Origin of the sequence: Pseudomonas oryzihabitans, from assembly GCF_024652905.1 — a bacterium.
Lineage (GTDB): Bacteria > Pseudomonadota > Gammaproteobacteria > Pseudomonadales > Pseudomonadaceae > Chryseomonas > Chryseomonas benzopyrenica.
Window position 1 is genome coordinate 2,974,740 of sequence record NZ_CP102428.1, and the last position, 11,118, is coordinate 2,985,857.

Below are 11,118 nucleotides of genomic sequence, written 5' to 3' on the forward strand. Positions count from 1 at the left end.
ATCAGTGTCCTTCCTTGCCATGGGCTTCCTGGTCCTTGGTGGCCTTGTCCTTGAACAGGCTGCTGACCACCACGTAGAACATGGGAATCCAGAAGATCGCCAGTACCGTGGCGGTGAGCATGCCACCGATCACGCCGGTACCCACGGCGTGCTGGCTGCCGGAGCTGGCACCCGAGGAGATCGCCAGGGGTACCACGCCCAGGATGAAGGCCATGGAGGTCATGATGATGGGCCGCAGACGCATACGCGAGGCTTCCACCGCCGCGTCGACGATGTTCTTGCCGCCTTCGTGCAGTTCCTTGGCGAATTCCACGATCAGGATGGCGTTCTTCGCCGCGAGGCCGATGGTGGTCAACAGACCCACCTGGAAGAAGACATCGTTGGCCAGGCCGCGGAAATAGGTGGCCAGCAAGGCCCCCACCACCCCCAGCGGCACCACCAGGATGACCGCGATCGGGATCGACCAGCTCTCGTACAACGCCGCCAGACAGAGGAACACCACCAGCAGCGACAGGGCATAGAGCGCCGGCGCCTGGGAGCCCGACAGCCGCTCCTCGTAGGACAGCCCGGTCCAGGCGATGCCCACGCCCTGCGGCAGGTCCTTGGCCATGCGCTCGATCTCGGCCATGGCGTCACCGGTGCTGTAGCCAGGCGCCGCGGAACCGAGGATCTCCAGCGAGGAGATGCCGTTGTAGCGCTCCAGCTTGGGCGAGCCGTAGATCCACTCGCCGCGGGCGAAGGCCGATACCGGCACCATCTCGCCCGAGCCGTTGCGCACGTACCACTTGTTGAAGTCCTCGGGATTCATCCGTGCGCTAGCTTCGCCCTGCAGGTACACCTTTTTCACCCGACCGCGGTCGATGAAGTCGTTGACGTAGCTGGAGGCCCAGCCGATGGACAGCGTCTGGTTCACGTCGCTCTGCGACAGGCCCAGCGCCCGTACCTTCTCGTCGTCGACGATGAGCTTGAATTGCGGCTCGTCGTTGAGGCCGTTGGGACGGGTCTGCATCAGCTTGGAATTCTGCGCGGCCATGCCGAGCAGCTGGTTACGGGCGGCCATGAGCGCCTCGTGGCCGATGCCGCCCTGGTCCTGCAGATAGAAGTCGAAGCCGGTGGCGTTACCCAGCTCCAGCACCGCCGGCGGGACGATGGCGTAGACGATGGCGTCCTTGATGCCCGACAGGTAGCCCATGGCCCGACCGGCCACGGCGCTGGCGCCGTCCTTGGCATCGGGGCGCTCTTCCCAGGGCTTGAGCTGGATGAAGGCCAGGCCCGAACTCTGGCCGCGACCGGCGAAGTTGAAGCCGTTGACGGTGAACATCGAGCTGACCGCGCTCGCGTCGTTGGTCATCATCATCTCGCGCATGGTGTCGAGCACCTTCTGCGTCCGCTCGGCACTGGAACCCGGCGGCGTGGTGACCTGGGCGAAGATCACGCCCTGGTCCTCTTCCGGCAGGAAGGACGACTGGATGCGGGTGAAGAGGAACACCATGACGCCGACGATCAGCACATAGAGCAGCAGGAAGGGCACCTTGTGGCGGATCACCGCGGCCACGCTGCGCTCGTAGCGGTGCTGACCGTTCTCGAAGGTGCGGTTGAACCAGCCGAAGAAGCCGCGCTTCTCGTGATGACCCTGCTTGACCGGCTTGAGCATGGTGGCGCACAGCGCCGGGGTCAGGATCAGCGCCACCAGCACCGACAGCACCATGGAGGAGACGATGGTGATGGAGAACTGGCGATAGATCACCCCGGTGGAGCCGCCAAAGAAGGCCATGGGCACGAACACCGCCGACAGCACCAAGGCGATACCGACCAGGGCACCCTGGATCTGGCCCATGGACTTGCGTGTCGCCTCCTTGGGCGAGAGCCCCTCCTCGGCCATCACCCGCTCGACGTTTTCCACCACCACGATGGCGTCGTCCACCAGCAGGCCGATGGCCAGCACCATGCCGAACATGGTCAGGATGTTGATGGTGAAACCGGCGGCCAGGAGCACCGCGAAGGTACCCAGGAGCACCACGGGTACGGCGATGGTGGGAATCAGGGTGGCCCGGAAGTTCTGCAGGAACAGGAACATCACCAGGAACACCAGCAGGATCGCCTCGCCCAGGGTCTTGACCACCTCGTGGATCGAGGCGGTCACCACCGGGGTGGTGTCATAGGGATAGACCACTTCCATGCCCGGAGGCATGAAGGGCTTGAGGCGATCGATGGTAGCGCGGACCGCCTTGGCGGTGTCCAGGGCATTGGCGCCGGTGGCCAGACGCAGGGCCATGCCGGAGGCCGGCTTGCCGTTGAACTGGGCATCGATGGAGTAGTTTTCGCCGCCCAGCTCGACCCGCGCCACGTCGCGCAGGCGCACCTGGGCGCCGCTCTGGTCCACCTTGAGGAAGATCTTGCCGAATTCCTCGACGCTGGTCAGGCGGGTCTTGCCGATGATGGTGGCGTTGAGCTGCTGTCCCGGCACCGCCGGCAGGCCGCCGAGCTGACCGGAGGCGATCTGCACGTTCTGGCTCTGGATGGCGGCGCTGACGTCGACCGGGGTCAGCTGATACTTCACCAGCTTCTGCGGATCCAGCCAGATGCGCATGGCGTACTGGGCGCCGAACACCTGGAAGTCACCGACCCCCGTGGTCCGCGCGATGGGGTCGCGCATGTTGGAGACGATGTAGTTGGACAGGTCTTCCTTGGTCAGGGAGCCGTCCATGGACACCAGGCCCACCACCATCATGAAGTTGCGCTGGTACTTGGCGACGCGCATGCCCTGCTGCTGAACTTCCTGGGGCAGCAGCGGCGTCGCCAGCTGCAGCTTGTTCTGCACCTGGACCTGGGCGATGTCAGGGTTGGTACCCTGGTTGAAGGTCACGATGATGGTCATGCTGCCGTCGGAGTTGGACTCCGAGGAGATGTACCTGAGGTTGTCGATCCCGTTCATCTGCTGTTCGATGACCTGGACCACGGTGTCCTGCACCGTCTGCGCCGAGGCGCCCGGGTAGCTCACCTGGATCGAGACCGCCGGTGCGGCGATGTTCGGGTACTGGTTGATCGGCAGATTGAGGATCGACAGGATGCCGGCGAGCATGATCACCAGGGCGATCACCCAGGCGAAGATGGGCCGGTCGATGAAGAACTTGGACATCGGGCGCTCCCCTTACTGACCCTGACCCGCCGGCTTCTGCTCGGCGGAGGCGATGTTGCTCGCCGGCTTGGTGGTGACGGTGGCACCCGGCTTGATCTTTTGCAGACCCTCGGTGATGACCTTGTCACCGGCCTTGAGGCCATCGGTGACCAGCCAATCGGAGCCCACGGTGCGCTCGGTCTTGAGGATCCGCTGCTCGACCTTGCCTTCGCCGTTGACCACCATGGCGGTGGGCTGGCCCTTGAGGTCGCGGGTCACGCCCTGTTGCGGCACCAGCAGGGCATTCTGGCGAACGCCGGACTGCAGCTGGGCCCGCACGAACATGCCAGGCAGCAGCAGTTTGTCGGGGTTGGGGAATTCAGCGCGGATGGTCACCGAGCCGGTGCCCTGGTCCACCGACACCTCGGCGAACTTGAGCTTGCCGGAACGGCTGTAGGCGCTGCCGTCTTCCAGCATCAGCTTGACCTCGGCGGCGTTCTCGCCCTGCACGCGCTGCAGCTGACCGCTGTCCAGTTCGCGGCGCAGGCGCAGCAGATCGGTGGCGGACTGGGTCACGTCGACATAGATGGGGTCCAGCTGGGTGATGCTGGTCAGGGCGGTGGTCTGGTCGGCGGTGACCAGGGCGCCTTCGGTCATCATCGAACGCCCGATACGGCCAGAGATGGGCGCGGCGACCTTGGTGTAGGCCAGATTGATCTCGGCGTTGCGCAGGGCGGCCCTGGCCGATTCCACCTGGGCTTCGTTCTGCCGCTGCATGGACAGGGCATCGTCGGCTTCCTGCTTGCTGATCGCCTGCTCCTTGACCAGGGCGCCATAGCGCTGGGCCTTGAGCCGGTTGGAGGCCAGGGTCGCCTGGGCCTGGGCCAGGGAGGCCTTGGCCGAATTGACGTTGGCTTCGTAGGTGCGCGGATCGATCTGATAGAGCTGGGTACCGGCCTTCACGTCGGCGCCTTCGGTGAAGTAGCGCTTGAGCAGAATGCCGCTCACCTGCGGTCGCACCTCGGCGATGCGGAAGGCCGCGGTGCGCCCGGGCAATTCGTCGGTCAGGGTCACGGTGCGCGGTTCCATCGTCACCACCCCGACTTCCGCGGGCTTCTGCTGCTGTTGCTGCTGGTCCTTGTTGTCCTGCTTGCCGCAGGCGCCCAAGGCCAGGGCTACGGCCAGCAAGGCGGGGGCGAAAAAGGCATGCGCCGGCTTGATCTGCATATCAAAAGTCCTTGAAAGCTGGGAAATGAGCATGCGCAGCGCGCCTTGTGGATCCGCACCGGCTCGAGCATAGGAATTATTATCAGACAAATATACTTACGTTCACGACTGTTTGTAAATAACCCAAGTGCCATGCTCGGGTATTTCGCCGGATGCTTCGACGCTTCGTGAACACGGCGATGGCGACAAAGCCAGACGCTGCGACCGACCTGGGTAGCAGACCATGAGGCCGGAGGCTAGTTCTGCCAGGGGATCGCGCTGCCGCCCGCCTCGTCACCAAAAACGACCGCCCACAAAAATGCCGGACGAATCCGGCATTTTTGGTTACAACCTGGGGGCGTCCCGTTACTGGCGCACGCCTTCGAAGGACAGCATGAATTCCACTTCCTGGGATTTCGGACCGAGGTCCTTCTGGATATTGAAATCCTTGAGCTTGAGGGTGGTGGTGCCCTCGAAGCCGGCGCGGTAGCCGCCCCACGGATCCTTGCCCTCGCCCATGAAGTGGGCCTTGATGGTGACCGGCTTGGTCACGCCGTTCAGGGTCAGGTTGCCGGTGACATCGGCAGTGCCGTCGCCGGTGGGGGTGACCTTGGTCGATTCGAAGCTGGCCTGGGGATGGGCGGCGACGTTGAGGAAGTCGGCGCTGCGCAGGTGCTTGTCGCGCTCGGCGTGGTTGGTGTCGACGCTGTCGGTGTTGATGGTCACCTTGACCTTGTCGGCGGACGGATCCTTGGCATCGAAGCTGAAGGTGCCGTCGAAGTCCTTGAAGGTGCCGTACAGCCAGCTGTAGCCCAGGTGCTGGATGCGGAATTGGATGAAGGCGTGCTGGCCCTGCTTGTCGATCTTGTAATCGGCGGCCATGGCCTGGCCAGCGCCCAGCAGAGCGGTACCCAGGGCCAGGGCGGCAACGGTTTTCTTCAGCATTGGATGGAGCTCCATGTGGTGGTGGGAAGCGAATATCAGGAAGGAGTGTGGACTCGACCGAGCATCCGGACCAGGGTGCCGTCGCGGTCGACGAAATGGTGCTTGAGCGCGGCCACCACGTGCAGACCGGCCAGGACGATCAGCGTCCAGGCGAACCAGAGGTGGATCTTGCCGGCGGTATCGGCCTGATCCGGCAGGCCGCTCAGGGTCGCCGGGACCTTGAACCAGCCGAAGACATCGATGGCCACGCCATCGGCGGTGGAGATCAGGTAGCCGGCCACCATGACGCTAAGCATCAGCCCATAGAGCAGGAAGTGCCCGGCACCCGCCGCGCGACGTACCAGCGGGCTGCCCTCCACCGGCGGCGGCGGACTGACCAGGCGCCAGAGCAGGCGCAGCACCAGGGCGATCAGCAAGAGAATGCCGGCGCTCTTATGCAGTTCGGGGGCGGTGTGGTACCAGGTGTCGTAGTAGTCCAGGGTGCGCATCCACAGGCCGGAGGCGAACATGGCGACGATCGCCAGGGCCATGACCCAATGCAGAACCAGACTTACCAGACCGTAGCGAAGGCCGTCGTTGCGCCAGTGCATCGCTTTTCTCTCCTGAAAAAGCTTTGCCTAAGCCTAGCCGCAAACGTATCGATGGAAAGCGGAAAAAGTGTCGAATCAATATCGAAGGAATCGATGGATCGGACGACGCGCGAGCGCCCCGTCCGCTCCGGCCCAGAGGCTGCGCAGGGCAGCGTCCGGGTTCGAGTCACGCTCAGAACGACCAGTGGAACAGCTTCCAGAAGAAGCCGTGCTCGCCACTGTCCTTGGCCGGCGCGGCCTCGGTGGCCTTGGGCGCAGCAGCCGGCTGGGCGGTGGTCTTGGCACTGGCCGCGACCGGCACCACGGCCTTGCCGGCCTTGAGGTCGCGGACCTGGCCGGCGGCGCGCTGACCGCTGGCCAGGGCGCCTTCCAGGGTGCCCGGGTGCAGCGGATCGGTGTGCTCGCCAGCGAAGATCACCCGGCCGGTGGGCTTTTCCCACAACCGCCAGTAGCGGGTGATCTGGCCCGGACCATAGGCCAGGTAGGCGCCGCCCAGGCCCGGATCGCGGCTGTAGCGGCGGACTTCGTAGCCGGAGAAGGCGCCGCGCGCCTTGGGATAGAAGGCATGGAAGCGGATCAGCACCTGGTCGACCATCTGCTTGTCGCCAAAGGCCTGCACCAGGCGCGCGCTATCACCGGCCAGGTTGACCAGCACATTGGCGCCGCCCTTCACGTCCGGCTCCACCCACAGCATGCCCAGGCCCTGGTCGCTGTAGATCTCGCCGCTCATGCGCGACTTGCTGTCCCACACCGGGGTCTTGAACTTGAGCAGGATCTGGTCACGCCAGCCATAGGTGGTGCCCTTGATCGCCGCCTGCTGGGTGGCATCCAGCGCCGGGGTCATCTGCACCTGGCCGAGGGCGCGCAGCGGCACCGCCATCACCACGTAGTCGGCCTTGTAGCCAGTGGCACCGGCCTTGACCACGACGCCGTCCTTGTCCTGGACGATGCTCGCTACCTTGCTGTCGGTCTTGATCGTCTTGATCTGCTTGACGAAGGCCTGGGCCAGCACCTCGCTACCGCCGGGCAGGCGCGACGCGCGCAGGTCCTTGTCCTCGACGCCGCGATAGACGCGGGTCTGCTGGGCCAGATAGAGCAGCGACAGCCGTGAGGGCTCGTCGTAGCGGACGCGGATGCGCTGGTTGATCAGCTGGCGGGCCACCGGCGGCAGATTCTGCTTGTCCAGCCAGGTGGCGGCGTTGATCTGGTCGAGGGCGTGCAGGGTCGGGGTGGCGGTCGGCTGCAGCGGATCGCTGATGGCGGCGGCCAGGTCGTCCAGGGACTTGTCGACGCGCTTCAAGGCATCGGCCACGGCCGGCAGCTTCTGCGCCAGGTCGTCCTGGGAATAGTACTGGCCCTCGATCAGATAGCCCGGGGTGCGCACGAAGGACGGCGCGTCCACGGTCTTGAGCTTGAAGGTGTCCAGATAGTGATTGAGCACCGGCTGGGCCTTGGTATCGCCGATCCATTCGCTGGAGGCGAGGCCGGAGCGACCGCCGACGCGCGCGCCGGCTTCCAGCAGGGTCACGTTCCAGCCGGCTTGCTGCAGTTCATAGGCCGAGGCCAGACCGGCCATGCCGGCGCCGACCACGATCACCGAGGGACCACTGGGCGCGGCGGGCGCCGCGGCGGCCTTTTCCGGCACCTTGTGCATCTCTTTATGGGCCTTCTCGGCAGCGCCTGCGCTCAGGCTGGTAGCGAATACGCCGGCTGCCAAGCAGACGGTAAAACCTGTCCAACGCGACGACATCTTTTCTAGACTCCTGGGACCGGGAAACGGCGGTGGCGCAGCATACGCCAGCGGCTCCGGAGCCACTAGCTGCCGCCACGACCGGCAATCGGCCCGCGCCTTGCTCCCGTCGCGCGCCCTGGCTTAGGCTTGCGCCCCCTTTTATCGCCGGGCCCGCCGCCAGGAGACCGCCAATGACCAATCACGACTGGATGCGCCGTGACCTGGAGGTGCTCTGGCACCCCTGCACCCAGATGAAGGATCACGAGCAGCTGCCGGTGATCCCGATCCGCCGCGGCGAAGGCGTCTGGCTGGAGGACTTCGATGGCAACCGCTACCTGGACGCGGTCAGCTCCTGGTGGGTCAATGTCTTCGGCCACGCCAATCCGCGCATCAACGAACGCATCAAGGCCCAGGTCGACCAGCTGGAGCACGTCATCCTCGCCGGCTTCAGCCACCAGCCGGTGATCGAGTTGTCCGAGCGCCTGGTCGCCCTGACCCCGGCCGGCCTCGACCGGGTGTTCTATGCCGACAACGGCTCCTCGTGCATCGAGGTGGCGCTGAAGATGAGCTATCACTACTGGCGCAACGTGGGCCAGCCGGAAAAGCGTCGCTTCGTCACCCTGACCAACAGCTACCACGGCGAGACGGTGGCGGCCATGTCGGTGGGTGACGTGGCGCTGTTCACCGAGACCTACCAGGGCCTGTTGCTCGATACCCTCAAGGTGCCGAGCCCCGATTGCTATCTGCGCCCCGAGGGCCTGGGTTGGGAAGAGCACTCGCGGCAGATGTTCGCCCACATGGAGCGCACCCTGGCCGAGCATCACGCCAGCGTCGCCGCGGTCATCGTCGAGCCACTGATCCAGGGTGCCACCGGCATGCGCATGTATCACCCGGTCTATCTGCGCCTCTTGCGCGAGGCCTGCGACCGCTATGGCGTGCACCTGATCCATGACGAGATCGCCGTGGGCTTCGGTCGCACCGGGACGATGTTCGCCTGCGAACAGGCCGGCATCCGTCCGGATTTCCTCTGCCTGTCCAAGGCCCTCACCGGCGGCTACCTGCCGCTGGCCGCCTGCCTCACCACCGATGCCGTCTACCAGGCTTTCTACGACGACTACCAAACCCTGCGCGCCTTCCTGCATTCCCACAGCTACACCGGCAATCCGCTGGCCTGCGCCGCCGCCCTGGCGACCCTGGACATCTTCGCCGAGGACGACGTCATCGCGGCCAACAAGCCCCTGGCCCGGCGCATGGCCGAGGCCACCGCCCACCTGGTCGATCATCCCCACGTTGGCGAGGTACGCCAGACCGGCATGGCCCTGGCCATCGAGATGACCGCCGACAAGGCCCGCCGCACCCCCTACCCCTGGCAGGAGCGCCGCGGCCTGGCCGTCTACCAGCACGCCCTCTCCCGCGGCGCCCTGTTGCGACCCCTGGGCAACGTGGTCTACTTCCTGCCGCCCTATGTCATCACCCCCGAGCAGATCGACTTCCTCGCCGAGGTGGCGAGCGAAGGCATCGACCTCGCCACCCGCACCTCGGTCAGCGTCGCCCTGAGCGACCTGCACCCCAACCACCGCGATCCCGGCTGATCTGGAGTCCGCCATGCGTCTCACCCGCTGCCACCTCGACCTGCCCCTGGCTCTCGGCCGCCTCGACCTCCCCGAGGCCCAGGCTCACTACCTGGGCCGCGTGCTGCGCCTGGCGCCGGGGGATGCCGTGCAGCTGTTCGACGGCAGCGGCCGGGAGTACCTCGGCCAGGTCGCCGCGGTGGGCAAGAAAACCCTCAGCGTCGACCTGACCGAGGAACTACCCGGCCAGCCCGATTCGCCGCTGCGGATCCACCTCGGCCAGGGCCTGTCCCGCGGCGAGCGCATGGACTGGGCGATCCAGAAGGCCACCGAACTGGGGGTGGCCGAGATCACCCCGCTGGTCAGCGAACGCTGCGAGGTGCGCCTCAAGGACGAACGCGCCGACAAGCGTCTGCAGCACTGGCGTCAGGTCGCCATCAGCGCCTGCGAGCAGTGCGGGCGCTCCACGGTGCCGCTGATCCATCCGCCACAGTTGCTGGCCGACTGGCAGACCGGGCTGGATGCAGACCTCAAGCTGGTCTTGCACCCGGTGGCCGAGCCGCTGGAAAGCCATGCCCGCCCTACCCGTCTGGTGCTGCTGATCGGTCCCGAAGGCGGCCTCAGCGAGGCCGAAGTCACGGCCGCCCGCGCCGTCGGTTTCCAGCCGGCCCGCCTTGGGCCGCGGGTGCTGCGTACCGAGACCGCGCCGGTGGTGGCCCTGAGCGTGGCCCAGCAACTCTGGGGTGATTTCTAGACCCCCTGATCTGCCCCTCGGGCCGCTGCCCCGCGGCGGTCCGCCCCTTTCCCCACGGATAGTTTTGGAGCCCTGGATGACCCTGCCCTCTCGCCCCTACGCCGCCTTCCTGTTCGACATGGACGGTACCCTGCTCACCAGCGTGGCCTCCGCCGAACGCGCCTGGAGCACCTGGGCCCTCGGCCATGGCCTCGACCCGGCGGACGTCCTGGCGGTGATGCACGGCGTGCGCGCGGTGGAGACGGTCAAGCGCTTCGCGCCCGCCGGCGCCGATATCGAAGCCGAGACCCGCGCCATCACCGAACTGGAGATCGCCGATGTCGCGGACATCCAGGAAATCCCCGGGGCCGCGGCCTTTCTCGCCAGCCTGCCGGCCGGCAGTTGGGCGCTGGTTACCTCGGCGTCACGCCGCCTGGCCGAAGTCCGCCTGGCCGCCGCGGGCATGGCTCTGCCGCCGGTGATGATCTGCGCCGAGGACGTCACCCAGGGCAAACCCGCGCCGGACTGCTTCCTGGCCGGGGCGCGCAAGCTGGGCGTGGAGATCGGTGATTGCCTGGTGTTCGAGGATGCCCATGCCGGCTTTGCCGCGGCCAAGGCGGCCGGCGCCGATGCCGTGGCCATCACCGCCACCCATCGCCAGCCGTTGGACCTGGGGTTGCCGACCCTGGCCGACTATCGCGGCGTCGGCATCAGCCGTGAAGAAAACGGCGCGATGCGCCTGACCCGACAGGACTAGAACACACCCGCGGCGGCGAGGCGCTCTTCCACCCCGATCAGATCGGGGATGCGCGCCGTGCCGCCTTCGTAGGCCACCGCGCCCAGCTCCAGGGCGGCCAGGGGTACCTCGGCCGCAGCCAGCTCCGGGGTGATGCGCAGCGAACGCGGAATGCTGCGGATCAGCAGGGCCAGGAACCGGACCCGCTCACGCCCACCCAGGGCATTGAGAATGGCCACTCGCGCATGGCGATCGCCGTCGAATTGTGCGGCATGGCCGCTGGAGAGCGCCTCGAAGCTGATCAGCGGCAGGCGCAGATCGCGCCAGGCGACCTGTCCCAGACACCAGTCGGGCTGCACCGGCAGCGGCCGGATCTCGCGGCAGGGCACCAGTTCGGCCACCGCCGCATTGGGCAGCAGCAGGGTGCGATCGGCCAGGGTCAGCAGCAGACCGGTCAGGTGTTCGGCGGGAGCGGCGGTCGACATCG

9 protein-coding genes are annotated in these 11,118 nt (G+C 66.4%); 3 read left to right on the top strand and 6 right to left on the bottom strand.

Annotated features, from left to right (window positions below; translation table 11 throughout):
* Position 1: 1 nt before the first annotated feature.
* From NRG74_RS13755 to NRG74_RS13775, 5 genes are all read right to left on the bottom strand, one after another.
* Positions 2-3,139, bottom strand: coding sequence for an efflux RND transporter permease subunit (locus NRG74_RS13755; protein ID WP_257704508.1), 3,138 nt, complete (start codon positions 3,137-3,139; stop codon positions 2-4).
* A gap of 12 nt (positions 3,140-3,151) precedes the next feature.
* Positions 3,152-4,345, bottom strand: coding sequence for an efflux RND transporter periplasmic adaptor subunit (locus NRG74_RS13760; protein WP_160924077.1), 1,194 nt, complete (start codon positions 4,343-4,345; stop codon positions 3,152-3,154).
* A 345-nt stretch (positions 4,346-4,690) separates the two neighbouring features.
* Complete coding sequence (locus NRG74_RS13765) at positions 4,691-5,269, bottom strand: YceI family protein (RefSeq protein WP_017640964.1); 579 nt, start codon at positions 5,267-5,269, stop codon at positions 4,691-4,693.
* A 35-nt stretch (positions 5,270-5,304) separates the two neighbouring features.
* The gene (locus NRG74_RS13770; protein WP_064307485.1) at positions 5,305-5,859 is read right to left on the bottom strand and encodes a cytochrome b; all 555 of its coding nucleotides are present in this window, start codon (positions 5,857-5,859) and stop codon (positions 5,305-5,307) included.
* Between the two features lie 172 nt (positions 5,860-6,031).
* Positions 6,032-7,609 (bottom strand): FAD-dependent oxidoreductase, encoded by a 1,578-nt coding sequence (locus NRG74_RS13775; RefSeq protein WP_437181152.1) that lies wholly within the window; start codon positions 7,607-7,609, stop codon positions 6,032-6,034.
* Between the two features lie 173 nt (positions 7,610-7,782).
* On the opposite strand from NRG74_RS13775, the gene NRG74_RS13780 reads away from it, so the two are divergent.
* The 3 genes from NRG74_RS13780 to NRG74_RS13790 all read left to right on the top strand — a co-directional run bounded on the left by NRG74_RS13780 (position 7,783) and on the right by NRG74_RS13790 (position 10,652).
* Positions 7,783-9,183 carry an adenosylmethionine--8-amino-7-oxononanoate transaminase gene (locus tag NRG74_RS13780; RefSeq protein ID WP_257704512.1) on the top strand — a complete coding sequence of 467 codons (1,401 nt, stop codon included), beginning with the start codon at positions 7,783-7,785 and terminating at the stop codon, positions 9,181-9,183.
* Positions 9,184-9,196: 13 nt separating this feature from the next.
* Positions 9,197-9,916 (top strand): 16S rRNA (uracil(1498)-N(3))-methyltransferase, encoded by a 720-nt coding sequence (locus tag NRG74_RS13785; RefSeq protein WP_184292050.1) that lies wholly within the window; start codon positions 9,197-9,199, stop codon positions 9,914-9,916.
* A 76-nt stretch (positions 9,917-9,992) separates the two neighbouring features.
* On the top strand, positions 9,993-10,652 hold the full coding sequence (locus NRG74_RS13790; protein ID WP_017640969.1) for an HAD-IA family hydrolase: 660 nt from the start codon (positions 9,993-9,995) through the stop codon (positions 10,650-10,652).
* Here the strand turns inward: NRG74_RS13790 and NRG74_RS13795 are convergent.
* Positions 10,649-11,116, bottom strand: a complete 468-nt coding sequence (locus NRG74_RS13795) for a chemotaxis protein CheW (protein ID WP_017640970.1) — start codon at positions 11,114-11,116, stop codon at positions 10,649-10,651. The genes NRG74_RS13790 and NRG74_RS13795 overlap by 4 nt on opposite strands.
* Positions 11,117-11,118 lie beyond the last annotated feature (2 nt).

Bases quoted from the DNA above. Each gene is read 5' to 3' on its own strand.
- NRG74_RS13755 (WP_257704508.1), bottom strand. From the start codon at position 3,139: ATGTCCAAGTTCTTCATCGACCGGCCCATCTTCGCCTGGGTGATCGCC.
- NRG74_RS13760 (WP_160924077.1), bottom strand. From the start codon at position 4,345: ATGCAGATCAAGCCGGCGCATGCCTTTTTCGCCCCCGCCTTGCTGGCC.
- NRG74_RS13765 (WP_017640964.1), bottom strand. From the start codon at position 5,269: ATGCTGAAGAAAACCGTTGCCGCCCTGGCCCTGGGTACCGCTCTGCTG.
- NRG74_RS13770 (WP_064307485.1), bottom strand. From the start codon at position 5,859: ATGCACTGGCGCAACGACGGCCTTCGCTACGGTCTGGTAAGTCTGGTT.
- NRG74_RS13775 (WP_437181152.1), bottom strand. From the start codon at position 7,609: ATGTCGTCGCGTTGGACAGGTTTTACCGTCTGCTTGGCAGCCGGCGTA.
- NRG74_RS13780 (WP_257704512.1), top strand. From the start codon at position 7,783: ATGACCAATCACGACTGGATGCGCCGTGACCTGGAGGTGCTCTGGCAC.
- NRG74_RS13785 (WP_184292050.1), top strand. From the start codon at position 9,197: ATGCGTCTCACCCGCTGCCACCTCGACCTGCCCCTGGCTCTCGGCCGC.
- NRG74_RS13790 (WP_017640969.1), top strand. From the start codon at position 9,993: ATGACCCTGCCCTCTCGCCCCTACGCCGCCTTCCTGTTCGACATGGAC.
- NRG74_RS13795 (WP_017640970.1), bottom strand. From the start codon at position 11,116: ATGTCGACCGCCGCTCCCGCCGAACACCTGACCGGTCTGCTGCTGACC.